A 16,315-nucleotide genomic window follows, 5' to 3' on the forward strand; every position below is an offset into this window, starting at 1 on the left:
GGCCCACGAGCGCAAACCGAGCTGCCACGCAATCGACCGATTGCATGGCAGATGCGGCACTGCCGCACCTGTCGCGCTACGGGAACGAGGAAGCCCTTCGCGCTTCCAACCTTCGTGTGCTATTTAGTATTATAATAGACGAATAGATCCGGCAGTGACCGGGACCACCATCGAGGCGATCTGCCTCGCGACAGATCGAGGGAGCTCGCATGAGGACTATCGCGACTGAAGAAGCCTTCCAGACGAAGGCATTCCGAACGGACGAGGCGGACCGAGTCGCCAGGGGAATCGGTACCCCTCGGTTCGACATCCTCGATGCGTATATGGGCTGGTCCTCTGGGGCATTCATGGAGGTGCTCGGCGACTTGGGTGCCGGACGACTGGCGGACATGGATCGCTGGGGCATCGACATGCAGGTGTTGGGACATACCAACATGCAGATGATCGGTCTAGACGAAGAGCAAGAGCGAGTGCTGGTCACCGAAGCCAACAACGAACTCGCCGAGGTCATCCGCGCGCACCCCGATCGCTTTGCCGGTTGGGCAGTTCTGCCCATGCGGGACCCTGTCGCGGCTATCCATGAGCTGCAGCGGGTGGTCCGGACGCCGGGGATCTGCGGCGTCATGGTGAACGGAGCGGCGCAGACCGGCGGCGTCTTCCTCGACGATGCCCGATACCGCCCGCTCCTACGTGCGGCGGCCGAGAACCAGATCCCAATCTACATTCACCCGGGCTTCCCGCCGCCCGCGGTCAATGCCGCCTACCACGAGGGATTCAGTCCCGCCGTGACGCTCAGCTTGATGTCATCGGGATGGAGCTGGCACGCCGAGACAGGATTGCACGCGCTCCGCCTGATGCTTGCCGGAGTCTTCGACGAGCTCCCTGATCTCCAGATTGTGATTGGGCACATGGGCGAGATGATGCCATTCATGCTCGGGCGCATGGAGATGTGGTTCCCTCGGCAAACGACAGGGCTCGATCGCACGATCGGCGACTACTTCCGTGAGAACTTCTACATCACCACGAGCGGATTCTTCGACCCGGCACCCCTGCAATGCGCCCTGAGCACCATCGGCGCCGACCGCATCCTATTCGCCGTCGACTACCCCTACAGCCGGAATGAAGAGGCACGCGCGTTCCTCGACCACCTGGGCATTGCTCGATCGGACCTCGAGAAGATCACGCACCGCAACGCTGAGCGCCTCCTCAAGCTCGGCTAGGAGTACTTCCCCGGCAGGTTGTGAACGGCTGAGGTAGGCGAAGACCTCCGGGCAGGATGTGAGTTACCACACTCGCATCCTGCTGCGGAGCGGTTCCCCTGCTCGCCCACGACCTCGAAGCGGTGGCTTGACCGGTATCGGGCCGGGCTTCCGCTGATCGACCGCGACTCGAGGCCGGCATCGTCCCCGATCCAGAACGTCGTCGCCATCGCCTCATCCCTCCCTCATCCGTGAGACCCCTGGTTCGCGTCGAGACCCCGGGATACGTGCGCCCGCAACGAGGGGTTTCGACGCCAAGCGGGGGTCTCAGCGTCAGTCGACGAGGTCGTGGCGGACGACGACCTGCTCGCGCTCAGGGCCCACGCCGATGACGGAGATGCGGGTGTTGCTCATCCTCTCCAGCGCCAGCACGTAGTCCTGCGCGGTCTGCGGCAGATCCTCGAAGCGCCGAGCACCCGAGATGTCCTCGGTCCACCCGGGGAACTCCTCGTACACGGGCTTCGCATGGTGGAAGTCGGTCTGGTTCACCGGCACGTCGTCGAAGCGGCGCCCGTCGACGTCATAGCCCACGCACACCGGGATCCGCTCCAGCCCGGTGAGCACGTCGAGCTTGGTGAGCACGAGATCCGTGATGCCGTTGATGCGCGTCGCATAGCGGGTGATGGGCGCGTCGTACCAGCCGACGCGGCGCTCGCGGCCGGTGGTCGTGCCATACTCGCCGCCGGTCTCGCGCAACCAGTCACCGGTCTCGTCGAACAGCTCGGTGGGGAAGGGGCCGGAGCCGACGCGCGTCGTGTACGCCTTGACGATGCCGACGATCCGGTCCAGGGCGCCCGGCCCGACACCCGACCCGGATGCCGCGCCCGCGGCCGTCGCGGTCGACGAGGTGACGAAGGGGTAGGTGCCGTGATCGACGTCGAGCATGGTCGCCTGCCCGCCCTCGAACACGACGACCTCGCCGCGGCGGAGGGCCTCGGCGACGAGGTGCCCGGTGTCGTCGACCATCGGGCGCAGCCGCTCGGCGTAGGAGAGCAGGTCGTCGACGATCTCGTCGACCGTGATCGCACGGCGGTTGAACACCTTCACCAGCAGGTGGTTCTTCTGATCGAGCGCCCCCTCGACCTTCTGGCGCAGGATGCTCTCGTCGAAGAGATCCTGCACGCGGATGCCCACGCGGTTGATCTTGTCGGCGTAGGCCGGGCCGATGCCGCGGCCGGTGGTGCCGATCTGGCGCTTGCCGAGGAAGCGCTCGGTGACCTTGTCGAGCGTGCGGTGGTACGCGGTGATGATGTGCGCGTTGGCGCTGACCCGCAGCTTCGAGACGTCGATGCCGCGGGCGCTGAGCGCATCCAGTTCCTCGAAGAGCACCTCCGGATCGACGACGACGCCGTTGCCGATCACCGGCGTCACGCCAGGGGAGAGGATGCCCGAGGGCAGCAGGTGCAGCGCGTACTTCTCGTCGCCGATGACGACGGTGTGCCCGGCGTTGTTGCCGCCGTTGAACTTGACGACCCAGTCGGTGCGTTCACCAAGCAGGTCTGTGGCCTTGCCCTTGCCCTCGTCGCCCCACTGGACTCCGACGATCACGATTCCCGGCATGGGAGAACCCCCTGTTTCGGCGGCCGTGCCGCCACTGCTTCGCCGGGTTTGCACCGGCCGTGAGCTGCCCCGAACGGGCGCCCCCATCCTACCGGGCGGACCATGCGCCCCTCGTGGCCTGGAGATGCAGAGCCAGGGGAGAGCCGCTGCGGCTCACACCGCCCGGCGCCTCGCGAAGAGGAGGAGTGCGCCACCGCAGATCAGTGCGATCACCCCGCCGGCGAGGAGGGGCGTGCTGTCCGCACCGGTCGTCGGCAGCGGGTCGTTGCCCGACCCGCCCTTGCCCGGACCGTCCGGGTCGTCGGGCGGCGCGGTGACGTCATCCGCGACGAGCACGAAGTCCTGGTCGATGACGGCCTCACCCGAGGCGGTGATCGTCACCTTCCTGCTCGACGGTCCCTCGACAGCGGTTCCGTCCGGCGCGACGACGGAGATGACGTAGTCGCCCGGCGGGAGTTCATCGATCAGATAACGGCCGTCGACGCCGGTGATCACGCTGAGGGCGCCGCCCGGCCCGTCCACCGTGAGCGTGACCCCGCCGATCGGCGCCCCGGCGTCATCCGTGACCGCCCCTGCCACGGATCCGAGACGTGCGAGCTCGAAGTCCACGCCCGAAAGGTCGTCGCCGGAGACGGTTTCCGTCCGCGTGGTGGGCGAGACCGCCACCGTGCCTTCGGGCACCGTGATGGTGATCTCGTACGTCCCGTCGCCGATCAGTGGGAACGCGTAGTTCCCGTCCCCATCCGTCGTGGTGGTGAGCACCCCGTCGGGGCCGGAGGCGGTGACTGCGACCCCAGGGGTGCCGTCGCCCGCCGTCGTGACGGTGCCGAAGAGGGATGCCTTGTCGCGCACGGTGAGGTCGACGACGGCGTCCTGGGTGCGCAGGTCGGCTGCTCCCGTCGTGACAACCCCCGTCTTGCCTGGCGGAGGAGTCGCCGTGACCTCGTACCCGTCGGTGGCGAAGTATCCGGGGAACGAGTACTGGCCCCCGCCGCTGGTCGTCGTCGTGGCGATGACGGTGCCGTTCGAGTCGGTGAGCGAGACGTCGACCCCGTCGAGCACGCCCGTGTTCACATCGCGGACCGTCCCGGTGATGTCGCGTGCCATCGACGCGAACCAGGTCTGGTAGACGGGGAAGCCGGAGCGCTGCGTGAACTCGAACGTCAACGAGACGATCGGGACCGCGGGCTCGAACCATGCCGCGGATCCAGATGTGTCGGACGCCGATGCGTTGCCCATGAGCGTGAGCGATGCCGGATCCCACATCGGCACGTCGTCGGGATCGCCCGTGCACGATGGCTTTCCCGCCGTGCCCGGGGCGCAGTAGTTGAAGCCGCCCTGGAAGCCCAGATCGTCCGCGGTCAGGGGGTCTCCGGCTGCGGAGACGCCCGAGATGCGTACGGAGTCGGCGTCGATGTCACCGAGAGCGAAGGCCCATCCGGACGACGGGGTCGGCGCGGCGAACGTGTAGGTCGTCGTCGACGGACTCGTTGCGGAATCGGCCCGTGGCCGGAGATTGAGGTACGGCTGGTCGCGGCTCGAGCCGTACTTCTCTCCGATGGGTGTCCCCTCCGACAGCCAGGTGGACGCGCCCGAGATGACACCGACCTGACCAGCCCGGGAGTCGCTCGTGATGTCGGCGGTCAGCGCAGGCTGCCCCGCGAGGGTCATGGTCGCGGTGAAGCTGCCGGCCTCGCCCGTGAGCGGCGTCCACGTCGCCCACGCGGTCGTGGTCGCGGCCGAGGCCGCGGGCGCTCCGACAGCCACCAGTGCGGCCGCAAGCGCCGCCAGCACGGGGCGCAGTCGCCGCCGATGCTGCACGATCTCCTGCTGCGGTGCACGTCGAGAGCGATTCATCCGAGCGGCCTCCTTCGTCGTGTCCATCGTCACAGCTTCCCAGGCTGGACGATGCGAGAGCGTTCGATGCCGAGTCCGGCGAGCGTGTCGAGCGCGAGCTGACGCTTGAGGTCGAGCGATTCCCCGATCTCTCGAGCGAGCCGGGGCCGCGAGCGGATCAGCTCGTCGACCGCGGCCAGCGGAAGAACGACCACGGTGAGGATGTCCCCGGCCACCGTGATCGCCTGTGTGCGCTCGCGCGTCAGCGCCGTCTGGCCGATCATCTCGCCCTTCTCCGACGTGGCGAAGTCCACCCGCCCTCCGTCGACGTCGAGCGTGAGGACGGCTCGACCCGAGAGCACGATGCGCACATCGTCGGGGATGATGCCCGCGGGGAGGACGACCTCGCCGATGCCGTATCGCTCCAGGTGCGCCGAAGTCCGCAGCAGTTCGACGTCCTCCTCCCGCAGCTGCAGGGTCGGGGCGATCGTTGCCAGGGCCTCACTGAGCCGCTGCGGCTCGGCGAGCGGATCGGTGGCGTCGCCGTCGAGCGCGAAGCCTCGGCGCCGCGCTCCGTACCAGAGCCACGAGAGATACACCGAGAGCGCTCGCGAGGCGTCGGCGGGCCCGGCGACGGGAATCGACACCCTGTACTTCCCGTTCCCGGAGTATGCGGCGGTGGCGTGCTGCTCGGGCAGACGCATCGGCACGGCGTCCGCCACGTCGATCAGCAGAGCCATGACCTCGTGCGGGGGATCATCCGTGGCGAAGGTCACCTCGGCCGTCGCGGAGTATGGCCCCTCCGGTTCGCTCATATTGGTGAAGGAGGCCCCCGAGAGCGTGGAGTTGGGCACGATCTGGATGCCCGACCCGGTCTCGATGTGCACGGCCCGCCAGTTCACCTCCACGACCCGCCCCTTCACACCCGCGGCGTCCAGCCAGTCACCGATCTTGAACGGCTGCTCGAAGAGCAGCAGGAGCCCGGAGATCACGCCGCCGACGGCGTTCTGCAGTGCCAGGCCGATCACGATCGAGGTGACCCCGAGCGCCGTGATCAGGCCGCCGACGTCCGCCTCCCACACCCAGGAGAACAGCAGCGCGAGACCGACGACGACCAGTGCGAGACGAGCGATCTCGACGAAGATCGTGGGGATGCGGTCACGCCACGATCCCGGCTCCGCGTTGGCGAACAGCGCCACGTTGAATGACGACAGGACGAGCAGGATGACGAGGAAGCCGAACACCGTCGCGACGACCCTCACCCACACCTGATCGGCGGGCGACTGGATGGCGAACGCGAGGAGGGCGAGCAACGCGCCGGCCGGAACCACCCAGTTGCGCAGCATCCGCAGAGGACGGGCGATGGGGTTGCCCCGCCGGGTGAGGCTTCCGATCAACTCCGTCAGCGCGACCAGGAGCACCGGCACGCCGATGGCGAGCGCGATCACCCACCATGCCCATCCGTCTTGAAACACCTCAGCCATCTCGGGCGACCTTCCACACCGTCTCGGTCTTGCCCGCCGAATCGACAGTGCCCGCCTCGACGAAGGTGAAGAGCTCCTGCACGCGATCGCGCACCGTCTGACTGACGTAGATCCCCGGCTCACCGGTCACTGATCTCACCCGATAGGCCAGGCTCACCGCATCCCCCCACAGGTCGTAGGCGAGGTTCGTGCGCGCAACGAGACCGCTGGTGACGGTGCCGGTGTTGACACCCGCGCGAATGCCGAGTGATGTGCCGTTCTGCGCATTGAACCGATCGACGACCTCGACGAGGTTGATCGCGAAACTGACGCTGCGCCGGATGTTGTCGACGCGCGGCACGACGAGCCCTGCGGACGCGAGATATCCGCCGCGGAGGGTGCGCACTTTCTCCACTCCGGCCTTGTCCGCTGCCTCATCGAATCCGCGCATGAGTGTGTTCAGCACCCCGATCTCTTCTTCCCCGCTGAGACCCCGGGTGTAGTCGTCGAGTCCGATCAGCTCGGCATAGACGACGGAGACGTTCTCGTGCGCCTCGGTGATCGCCTCATCGCCCTGCTTGTACCTGACCGCGACGCTCTCGGGCATAAGAGTGTGCAACAGCTTCTCGTTCTCCTGATGCTGCTCGTCGATGAGATCCTGCTTGATCCTGAGACTCGACGCCATGTCGTTGAAGGCGTCGCCGAGATCGCCGAACTCGTCGCGTGAGCCCTGCGGCACCTGAACATCGAGGTTCCCCTCGGCGACACGGCGCACCGCGCCCACGAGCCGATGGATCGGTCTCGTGAAGACCTGCGCGAGAAGCAGCGAGAGCAACGAGACGCCCAGGATGATGCCGAGAACCGACAGCAGCACGATGCGGGTAAAATCGGCGACGGGAGCGAACGCCTCAGCGGAATCGATCCGGGCGATGACGACCCAATCGAGTCCCTCGACCTCCAGCGGTCCGTAGGCCGTTACGCTGTCGCCTCCGAGATAGTCGGTGCCGGTTGTCGTTCCGCTGCGACCCGCCTGTGCCTCCTCGACGGCGAAGGTGTCGACGGGCTGGAGCAGCACCGTCCCGTTCACCTCGACTATGCGGTTGGCGATGCTGGGTGCGGTGCCGCCGTCGATCGCACGCTGCGCGTACGTGTCCGGATGCTGGAGCAGTCGTCGCGAGGTGCTGCGCATGAGGTCGTCGCGACCGACGAGATAGACCTCACCGGTGTCGCCGAGGCCCTGCTCCTTCCAGCTCTCCGATCCTGTCGTGACGTCGTTGATCGTGTCGATGGAGAGCTGGAAGGCGATGGCTCCGGTGATGCCGGAGTCATTTCCGACCGGGGAGATCACCCACATCGTCGGGACACCGAGAGAAGGAATCCAACGCTCGAAGTCGGTCACGCCGATCGCATCGACCGAGTTGGTCGCGATCGTTTCGCGGTAGGTCTGCGCGAACGCGGCATCCCGATAGGGGCCCGTGTTCACATTCGTTCCCAGTTCCACGCCCTTGTACGCGGAGAAGACGACGTCTCCATCGAGATTCAGGAGCAGAGCGTCCTCATAGTCGACTTGATCGACGATCCGTCCGAAGTAGTCGCCGTACTGTCCCGCGGCCTGGGAATAGCTCGTGCCGTCGCCGGTGTCGTTGAGCCCGAGAAGAGTGTCGTAGTCCGCATCGAAGTCCTGATTTTTCGTGGAGTACTGCAGCTGGAGGTACTTTCCGGCGTTCGATTGCGGGATGAAGGCTGTGTCGCCGTATTCGTCGCCGGTGCGCTCCTCCAGCAGCGGAATGAACGTATCCGAGTAGTACTGATCCAGAAGCGCGTCCTGCTCCGGCGTGATCTCCTGCTGCTGCAGTTCGTCGAACGCGGCGTTCAGTGTGCGCGACAACGTCTGCGCGCTGAGGTTCCGCGAATCCAGCGCGGCGCCGCGCTTGACCGACTCGATGGCATTCGCGACCTCGGCCGCCCGCATCGATCGGATCGTGATCAGCTGTTCGACCGCCGCATCGTGCAGCGACTGCCGCCCGTTGATGAAGCCGATCGCGCCGATGACGATGGATGAGACCAGACTCACGCCGAGCAGCATCACGAGAAGCTTCGACTGGATGCTGAGGCCGGCCTTCAGCCGCCCATGCTTCCTTCCCGGCTCGGACGTGCTCGCACTCGGGTCTGCGCTCATCGTTCCTCCATCACGGTCCGCGAGAGGGGCGTCCTCACGCCGACTCTAGCGATATACCGGTACACGCCGAAAGGTGCCTGGCGTCGAATGAGCGCGTCCGACTCATTGCCGATCTTCTCGTCGAGGGTGCTTCGCATGCCGTTGACCTGACCTGCGGCCTTGCCGCCGGTGGCCCTGTCGGCGATGTCTGCCGCCTGGCCGAGCACCTTGTCGGAGATCTCCATTCTGGACGTCGAGACCACCCCGTGGCAAGGTCAGATATATGGGTATATTGCCTCCATTCGGATGCAGGTAAGACGTGCTTCCGCCCTCGACGTACGAACCAGATCCACGGAGAGCGACGTGGCAGAGCACCCATGCGGCAGTGGAACCGCCACCGACCGTCGGAGACGGCTCCGACGACGTCTCGGCACCGCCCCGCGTCGCAGTCGAGAGCACACCGATTCTCCGAAGACGGGACCGGAGAACCTAGCCTGCGCCGGAATGTCGCCGCGCGCAGTCCGGCGGACGCAGTCGTATAGATTTGGCATGAGGAACCCAAGCCATGCCCGTACCCGAACCCGACTCGCCGCTTGTGGGCGAGACCAAAACACTGACCGACGCCGTCTTCGATCGGTTGAGCAGCGCGATCATCGACGGCAGCCTCGCTCCTGGCGAGATTCTCAGAGATCAAGACATCGCTCGCCAGTTCGGTGTTTCCCGCACCCCCGTACGCGAAGCACTCCATCGGCTCACCGCCATGAGCCTGGTGGAAACGGTCGCCAATCGCTACACGCGTGTCACGGAAGTCGACGAGAAGACGATCGCGGACACCATGGAGTACACGGGCCATCAAGCAGGAATCGCGATGCGCATGGCCATCCCCCGGCTGAGCGATGAGGAGATCTCAGAGGCGGTTGCTCGGATGGACGACCTGATTCGAGCCAACCTCGAAGATGATGCGGACGCGGTCTACCGCGCTGCACGTGCGCTCGTCTTGTTCGTGACGCAGCGCACCGGCAACCGAGTCTTCGAGGCAGCCATGCGGGACACGGCGCTGGTCGTCGCGCGGAATCTCCGCACCGTGCGACCTGAACTCGGCACGCGTGATGAGCGCGATAGGTGGTACCAGATGATGAGGCAGGCGATTGTGGACCGAGATGCTGTGAAGGCGGAGTTCGCGTTCCGCAGCCAGCACGGGCTCTGAGAGCGGCCGCCCACACAGGCTTCCGCTTTCACCATTGACTATGGAGGAACAATGACGACCTGGTGGCCCTACGCCCGCCTCGCGGCCGCGATGCTCTGCGGAGCAGCGATCGTTACCCAGCTGGCGCGCACAGTCCAGAACGCGATGGAGACCGGCGGCCACCTGCCCACGGTCGTGGCGAACTTCTTCAGCTTCTTCACGATCGAGTCGAACATCCTCGCCGCCGTGGCGCTGTCGGTCGGGGCGATCTGGGCATGGACGGGGAATCGCGGCGAGCGCGAACCGCAATGGCTCGCCGCTCTCCTGATCTGCGCGAGCACTTACATGATCGTGACCGGGATCGTGTACAACCTTCTCCTGCGCGGCATCGAACTCCCGCAGGGGTCGACCGTGCCGTGGTCGAACGAGGTGCTGCACGTCGTCATTCCGCTGATCATGCTCGCCGATGTGCTGTTCGCACCGCACCGCCGCGCGCTGCCGTGGAATGCGATGCTGATCACCGTCGCGTTCCCGATCGTCTGGGCGGCGTACACGCTGATCAGAGGGGAGCTCATCACCGCGCCGGCAACGGGGGAACCCTGGTGGTATCCGTATCCGTTCCTCGACCCGCACATCCAAGGGGGATACCTCGGCGTCGCGTTGTACGTCGTCGGCATCGCCGTCGCGATCATCGGCGTCGCGGCACTCGTGATCCGGGTCGGTCGCCGGCGAGGGCTACGGATGGTCACGTCTGTGTCGGATGGAGGGTCCTCGTCCAGGTCGTCCGCTCCGGGATCACGGTCCGAGCAGCGCGAACGGCACGACCGCAACGCCATCTGACCGGCGATACGCACGGTTTCCCGTCGTCACGACGATGGCGTCGACCAATCGGTCGCCCATCCGTTCGCGCAACCATTTCAGATGACGCACATCAGCGTCCGACACCGTGGCCGCGAGCTTGACTTCCATCGCGAGCACTCGCTGACCGCGCTCTGCGATCAGATCGATCTCGTGCGTGCCCTTCTGATCGCGGAAGTGACTCAAGCGAGCCTCGGCCGACTGCACGTATGTCTGCATGCTGAGTGTCACGAGCCCCTCGAAGAGACGGCCGAGAGCGGCACCCTGCTGGGGTCCGATCATTTCGTGTGCGCGGATCGCAAGCAGTGCGGATTCGTCCAGGTCCATGAGTCTGGCGGCCAGCGCAGGGTCAGCGAGGTGATGCTTCGATGCTTTGCTCACGCGGCCCAGGTCGACACCGAACGGACGCCACGCTTCGACAGGATCGAGCAACCACAACTGGCTGAGCACGTCACGGTACGCGATGGTCGTGGGCTTGCTCGGCTTGTCGGAGTCTCCTACCGTGGCAGCATCCAGGATGCTCGTGTAACTCGCCGTCGAGCTCGTGGCTCCCGCATATGCGCGAAGCCAGGCTCGAAGAGCCGCGGGCGCGCGTACGCGATACCCCTGCTCCACCATGTCGCGCTCGACGACGCGCGTCACATACCCGTCGAGCGCGAGGCGTCGAGCGCGTGCAGGAAGGTTGCGGATGCCGGGGAACCCGGACGAGACGATCTCTCGGACATAGTCGGGCAGTGTCCAATCCGTCTCGCCCGTAACGGACGCGTCTCCCTCCAGAAGGGCTCGCAGCGAGACTGTGGGGGTGTGCTCGATACGCTCCGCGAGGGCAAGCGGACGCATCCGAAGACGGGTGATGCGTCCCGCTCCTGAGTGCGTGGGCGACGAGACCGGCGCAGCGCTTCCTGCGAGAAGAAACTGCCCGCCGGAACTGTCACGATCCACGGCTCGCCGCACGAGATCCCATGTCTGCGGCAGACGCTGCCATTCATCGATGACCAGCGGTTTGGGTGCTCGTTCGACCAGAGTCGGGTCTGCGCTGAACTCTTCGATCTGCTCGGGACGGTCCAGAGCGACAACAGTTGCCGCCCGCCGACTCGCAGTAGCCGTCTTGCCGACCCCTTTGGGCCCGTCAAGGCTTATCGCGGCCAGGGCCGGAAACACTTCGTCGAGTTCATCGTCGATGACGCGCCTTCGGTACGCAGACATGGATCTACTTTATCAAAACCACCAGATCTACTTTACCAATCCCACTCGTGCTACTTTACCAATCCCACCAAGGCGATAGGGGTGGCCGTCCTGCGGAATGACCTCGGTCACCTCCGATGAACGCGCGAAGGCAGGTCATGAACGAGCTGCGCAGCCTCGTCAGCTCGTTCCACCGCGCAGCATCGATCGGTAGGGTGAAGGCATGCGTGCGGCCGGAGCGGAGGGTGCGGGCGCCCTGCGACGCGATCGGCGTGCACAGGGTGTATCGGACGATAGCGGCGCGCTGCCCAGCGCGGCACCGGTCGAAACGGCCGGAGCAGGGATCGCCTCCGTCGACGGTCCTCGGGGGAGCACCATCCTCATCGCTGCGGCCATCGGCGCCTTCCTGACGATCACGGGGTGCGTGCTCGCCGTGCTCTCTCCGCCGGCCTCAGGGACGCAGGCCGCCGGGCCCGCCCCGGCCGGGGTGCGGACGATCCTCGACGACGCGGACTGCACGATGTCTCCGAGCCCGGAAGAAGAACGGGCGCATGCCGGATGCCGGAGCGATGACGACCGCGCGGCCCCGGAGACGCGCACGCCGACGCCCGCGCCGCCGGCCGGCACCGATCCGTCCACACCGGCCCCATCCGCACCCAGCCCGTCCGCACCCGGGGAGCGCCCGACGGCCCCGGGTCCCGACCCCTCCGGCGTGCCCGACCCCGAGTCGCCCGATCCCGCCGCACCCGACCCGATCGGCGCTCCCGATCCGGTGGTCGTTCCCCCGCCGGCACCCGCCCCTGACCCCGTCGGCGTGCCCGATCCTCCCGTCGTGGTGTTCCAGCCGCTCGCCTTCACGGGACTCACCGAGCATCACACGATCACTCTGCTCGGCATCCGGATCCTCAGCGGATACACGCTGTCACTCTCCGGGCATCCAGGATCCACGGCGACCGTCTGGTACGGCGGCGCGCGCGCCGGCTCGGTCACCTTCTCCTCGGCCGGAACCGCGTCGCTCACCCTCGGAGGCTCGCTGCTCGACCTTGGTCTGGGCAATCCGACCATCCGCGCCGCCTACTCCGACGGCACCCCGGGAAGCGAGATCTCTCAGCCGCGCGACTCGATCTGACGCCGGCGAGCATCTCGTCTCACGCCCTGCTCCCGATGCAGAGACGTGCGCTTATCGCGGGTGCGCGCGCCGACCACCTGCTCGGCCAAGGCGTCGAGTCGGGCGACGATCGCAGATTCCAGTTCGACGCCGACGGCGCCGAGATTGTCGTCGACGTGCGCCGCACGCCGCGATCCCGGAATGGGAACCACGGTCGCGCCGTACTCGCGGCCCTTCGCCACCAGCCAGGCGAGCGCGAGCTGCGCGGGGCTCAGCCCGGCCTCCTCGGCGAGGGCGCGGTGCTCGGCGAGCAGCGGGGCGTTGGCGGCGAGCGCCTCGGGCGCGAAGCGCGGGAAGCTGCGGCGCACATCGCCCTCCCCCACCTCGGCGGGGTCGAAGCGGCCCGTGAGCCATTTCCGGCCGACCGGCGCGTAGGGCACGACGCCGATGCCCAGTTCTGCGGCGGTGGGCACGACATGCGCCTCCACGTCGCGGCTGAGCACGCTCCACTCGCTCTGCACGGCGGCGATCGGATGCACGGCGTGCGCCCGGCGCAGCTCGTCGCCCGTGGGCTCGGAGACGCCGATGTGGTGCACCTTGCCCTCCTGCACGAGCTCGGCGAGGGTGCCGATGGAGTCCTCGATCGGCACCTCCGGGTCGACGCGGTGCAGGTAGTAGAGGTCGAGACGATCGGTGCCGAGGCGGCCCAGGCTCAGGTCGATCTGCTCGCGGATGTGCGCGCGGTCGCCGCGCAGCTCACGCCGCCCTGCCGACCCGCTGCCGGGCACGATGCCCGCCTTGCTCACCAGCTGCACCTCGTCGCGGCGGGTGCGCAGCAGGCCCGAGATGATTCGCTCGCTGCGCCCGGAGCCGTAGATGTTCGCGGAGTCGATGAAGGTCACCCCGCGGTCCACGGCGTGCACGAGGGTGGCGTACGCGGTGGCGTCGTCGACCACGCCGTAGGCATCGGACAGCGACATCGCGCCGTACCCCTGCGGCGAGACCCGCAGACCGTCGCCGAGATGGACAGTGTCGGTGAGGGATGCGGTGGTCACCCCCTCGAGGGTAGCCGGGGCGCACGGCTGGCAGACAGAGTGCACGGCGTGCGGACAGGGAGCGCCGTGACCGTCGCGTTACGCTGGCGTGCGGGGGACGGTCGTGAGATCTCTCCCCGGCGCGACGGAGGAGACGACGATGACCGAGCCCCAGCCCGCATTCCACGGCGGCCAGGCCCCACCCCCGCCTCCACCGCCTCCTGCGGCGGCTGCGCCCGCCCCGCAGACGCCCACCCCGACCGCGCCTCCGGCGAGCGCCGCGGATGCGAAGCCGGCGCCCACGGATGCCGAGCTCGCGGCCGCGCGGGCGACGCTGCGCACGGTCTCCGAGGCGTATTCGGCCAAGATGGTCGGCCAGGAGCGGCTGCGCACGAGCCTGCTGATCTCGCTCATGGCCGGCGGGCACATCCTGCTCGAATCCGTTCCCGGTCTCGCCAAGACCACCGCGGCGAGCACGCTGGCCGACACCGTGCAGGCGGAGTTCAAGCGCATCCAGTGCACGCCCGATCTGCTGCCCAGCGACATCACCGGCACGCAGATCTACGAGTCCGCCACCGGGACCTTCCGCACCGTGCTCGGCCCGGTGCACGCGAACTTCGTGCTGCTGGATGAGATCAACCGCTCCAGCGCCAAGACGCAGAGCGCCATGCTCGAGGCGATGCAGGAGCGGCAGACGACGATCGGCGGCGAGGTGCACAAGGTGCCCCATCCGTTCCTCGTGATCGCCACGCAGAACCCCATCGAGCAGGAGGGCACGTACGAGCTGCCCGAGGCGCAGATGGACCGGTTCCTGCTCAAGGAGATCGTGGAGTACCCGAGCCCCGCCGAAGAGCTGGAGGTGCTCGCGCGCATCGACTCCGGCGCGCTCGACCCCGAACGCCACGTGCGCACATCGGCGACCCTCGCCGACGTGGAGCAGCTGCAGGACGTCGCCTCCCGCATCTACGTCGACCCCGCCGTGCGGCAGTACATCGTGTCGCTCGTGTACGTCACCCGCAACCCTGTGCCGTACATCGGCGAGCGCCTGGGCGGCTTCATCAAGTACGGGGCGAGCCCGCGCGGCACGATCGCGTTCCTGCAGGCGGCGCGCGCGCTCGCGCTGCTGAACGGGCGCAACCACGTCATCCCCGAGGATGTGCGGAGCCTGCGCCACCTCGTGCTGCGGCACCGCGTGCTGCTCACCTTCGAGGCCGAGGCTGAGGGCGTGCGCAGCGAAGAGATCATCGACGCCGTGTTCGGCGCGGTGCCCACCCCGTAACCGCCGCATCCGCACAGGACCTCCATGCCGAGTCTGCTCACCCCGGTGAAGGGCAAGCTCTTCATCCATTCGTCGCGCCGGTCGACGCACGCGCTCGACGGTGCGTACGCGTCGCTCATGCGCGGGCGCAGCCTCGACTTCGAAGACCTCCGCGCCTACGAGTACGGCGACCCGGTGCGCGACATCGACTGGAAGGCGACCGCCCGGTTCGACTCGCCCATGGTGCGACGGATGCGCGCCACGCGCATGCACACCGTGCTGTTCGCCGTCGACACGGGCGTGCCGATGACCGCGCTCGCGCACGACGAGCGACCCAAGAAGGAGCTCGCGATCCTCGCCGTGGGCGCGCTGGGCCTTCTGACCCTGCGCCACGGCGACGACTTCACCCTCGTGCACGGCGACGCCTCCGGCGTACGCCGCCGCCCGATCGGGCGCAGCGAGGGCGCGCTGGAGCACGCCCTGCGCACGATCGACGCCGCCGTCGACGCCGCATCGGCGCCCTCAGACCGCGACGCGCTGCTCTCGTTCGTGGCCCGTACGGTCACGCGGCGGATGATCGTGGTCGTCGTCACCGACGACGCCCCGCTCACCGACGAGAACGAGCGGCTGCTGAAGCGGCTGCGCGTGCAGCACGACGTGCTGTGGCTCACCCTGCACGACGCCGAGCCCGTGCTCGATCACCGCGCCCCCGACGTGCGGCGCGACGTGGGCACCTCCTGGGTCGTGCCCTCGTTCCTGCACGGCGACGCCGAGATCGCCGCGGCCCTGCACGAGGCCGACCGGGCGGATGCGCAGCACCGCGCCGACGTGCTCGACCGGCTGGAGATCTCGCACGCGACCCTCGGCGCGCAGGACACGGCCGTGGGCGAGCTGCTGCGCATGCTGGATCGGAGGTCTCATGTCGGGGCCCGATGAGCTCTACCCGCCGGCGCAGTACGGGTGGGGGTGGATCCTGCTCGTGTTCGGCATCCTCGTGGCCATCGTGCTCGTGGTCGCCCTCGTGCTCCTGCTCACCCGCCGCCGGCGCGCCGCCGCCGAGCCCGCCCCGCCGCTGCCGTTCGAGCAGGGTGTGGTCGCCACCGATGTGCTGCGCGAGGAGTACCTCGCCGAGATCGCCCGCGTGGAGCAGTCGTACCGCGACGGCGGGATCGACGCGCGCAGGGCGAACCTCGAGCTCAGCCGCACCGTGCGCCGGTTCGTCAACGAGTACAGCGGGCTGGAGGCGCCCGTGCTCGCCCTCGATGACCTCGTGCGGCTCGGCGTGCAGCGCGCGCTCGTCGACGCCATCCGGCACAACTACTATCCGAGCGTGTTCCGCCGCGGCGAGCCGTTGGATCCCGCATCCGGCGCCGACGCCGCCCGCACCGTGGTGACGACGTGGCGGTGAGG

The 16,315-nt window shown here is 67.7% G+C and carries 14 protein-coding genes and 1 pseudogene; 8 read left to right on the top strand and 7 right to left on the bottom strand.

Features of this window, described 5'->3' with window-relative positions:
- Nucleotides 1–209 precede the first annotated feature (209 nt).
- On the top strand, nucleotides 210–1,220 hold the full coding sequence (locus BKA02_RS05095; RefSeq protein WP_179431887.1) for an amidohydrolase family protein: 1,011 nt from the start codon (nucleotides 210–212) through the stop codon (nucleotides 1,218–1,220).
- An 81-nt stretch (nucleotides 1,221–1,301) separates the two neighbouring features.
- Nucleotides 1,302–1,409: pseudogene (locus tag BKA02_RS05100) on the top strand (IS481 family transposase); the annotation flags it as partial.
- 123 nt (nucleotides 1,410–1,532) lie between these two features.
- On the opposite strand, the gene BKA02_RS05105 reads toward BKA02_RS05100, so the two are convergent.
- The 5 genes from BKA02_RS05105 to BKA02_RS05125 all read right to left on the bottom strand — a co-directional run bounded on the left by BKA02_RS05105 (nucleotide 1,533) and on the right by BKA02_RS05125 (nucleotide 8,521).
- Entirely contained in the window at nucleotides 1,533–2,819 is a 1,287-nt protein-coding gene (locus tag BKA02_RS05105; RefSeq protein WP_179431889.1) for an adenylosuccinate synthase, read from the bottom strand.
- Between the two features lie 153 nt (nucleotides 2,820–2,972).
- A complete protein-coding gene (locus BKA02_RS05110; protein ID WP_246285975.1) occupies nucleotides 2,973–4,703 on the bottom strand; it encodes a carboxypeptidase-like regulatory domain-containing protein in 1,731 nt (576 codons plus the stop codon).
- A gap of 2 nt (nucleotides 4,704–4,705) precedes the next feature.
- Nucleotides 4,706–6,139, bottom strand: coding sequence for a mechanosensitive ion channel domain-containing protein (locus BKA02_RS05115; protein ID WP_179431891.1), 1,434 nt, complete (start codon nucleotides 6,137–6,139; stop codon nucleotides 4,706–4,708).
- Complete coding sequence (locus BKA02_RS05120) at nucleotides 6,132–8,297, bottom strand: adenylate/guanylate cyclase domain-containing protein (RefSeq protein ID WP_179431893.1); 2,166 nt, start codon at nucleotides 8,295–8,297, stop codon at nucleotides 6,132–6,134. The genes BKA02_RS05115 and BKA02_RS05120 overlap by 8 nt, the downstream gene beginning before the upstream one ends.
- Nucleotides 8,294–8,521 (bottom strand): antitoxin, encoded by a 228-nt coding sequence (locus BKA02_RS05125; RefSeq protein WP_179431895.1) that lies wholly within the window; start codon nucleotides 8,519–8,521, stop codon nucleotides 8,294–8,296. The genes BKA02_RS05120 and BKA02_RS05125 overlap by 4 nt, the downstream gene beginning before the upstream one ends.
- Before the next feature lie 320 nt (nucleotides 8,522–8,841).
- Here BKA02_RS05125 and BKA02_RS05130 point away from each other — a divergent pair, with 320 nt between their 5' ends.
- On the top strand, nucleotides 8,842–9,483 hold the full coding sequence (locus BKA02_RS05130; protein ID WP_179431897.1) for a GntR family transcriptional regulator: 642 nt from the start codon (nucleotides 8,842–8,844) through the stop codon (nucleotides 9,481–9,483).
- 51 nt (nucleotides 9,484–9,534) lie between these two features.
- Entirely contained in the window at nucleotides 9,535–10,302 is a 768-nt protein-coding gene (locus BKA02_RS05135; RefSeq protein ID WP_179431899.1) for a Pr6Pr family membrane protein, read from the top strand.
- Here BKA02_RS05135 and BKA02_RS05140 read toward each other — a convergent pair.
- Complete coding sequence (locus tag BKA02_RS05140; protein WP_179431901.1) at nucleotides 10,258–11,526, bottom strand: ATP-binding protein; 1,269 nt, start codon at nucleotides 11,524–11,526, stop codon at nucleotides 10,258–10,260. The genes BKA02_RS05135 and BKA02_RS05140 overlap by 45 nt on opposite strands.
- 202 nt (nucleotides 11,527–11,728) lie before the next feature.
- Between BKA02_RS05140 and BKA02_RS05145 the strand changes: the two genes are divergently transcribed.
- Nucleotides 11,729–12,634, top strand: coding sequence for a hypothetical protein (locus tag BKA02_RS05145; RefSeq protein WP_179431904.1), 906 nt, complete (start codon nucleotides 11,729–11,731; stop codon nucleotides 12,632–12,634).
- On the opposite strand, the gene BKA02_RS05150 is transcribed toward BKA02_RS05145, so the two are convergent.
- Complete coding sequence (locus BKA02_RS05150) at nucleotides 12,613–13,668, bottom strand: aldo/keto reductase (protein WP_343045352.1); 1,056 nt, start codon at nucleotides 13,666–13,668, stop codon at nucleotides 12,613–12,615. The genes BKA02_RS05145 and BKA02_RS05150 overlap by 22 nt on opposite strands.
- Before the next feature lie 139 nt (nucleotides 13,669–13,807).
- Between BKA02_RS05150 and BKA02_RS05155 the strand changes: the two genes are divergently transcribed.
- The 3 genes from BKA02_RS05155 to BKA02_RS05165 are packed head-to-tail and all read left to right on the top strand — an operon-like array spanning nucleotide 13,808 to nucleotide 16,313.
- Nucleotides 13,808–14,926, top strand: coding sequence for an AAA family ATPase (locus tag BKA02_RS05155; RefSeq protein WP_179431906.1), 1,119 nt, complete (start codon nucleotides 13,808–13,810; stop codon nucleotides 14,924–14,926).
- A gap of 24 nt (nucleotides 14,927–14,950) precedes the next feature.
- A complete protein-coding gene (locus BKA02_RS05160; RefSeq protein ID WP_179431907.1) occupies nucleotides 14,951–15,841 on the top strand; it encodes a DUF58 domain-containing protein in 891 nt (296 codons plus the stop codon).
- Entirely contained in the window at nucleotides 15,825–16,313 is a 489-nt protein-coding gene (locus tag BKA02_RS05165) for a hypothetical protein (RefSeq protein ID WP_179431909.1), read from the top strand. Before BKA02_RS05160 ends, BKA02_RS05165 begins: the two co-directional genes overlap by 17 nt.
- Nucleotides 16,314–16,315: the final 2 nt, after the last annotated feature.

This window comes from Microbacterium pseudoresistens (assembly GCF_013409745.1).
Lineage (GTDB): Bacteria > Actinomycetota > Actinomycetes > Actinomycetales > Microbacteriaceae > Microbacterium > Microbacterium pseudoresistens.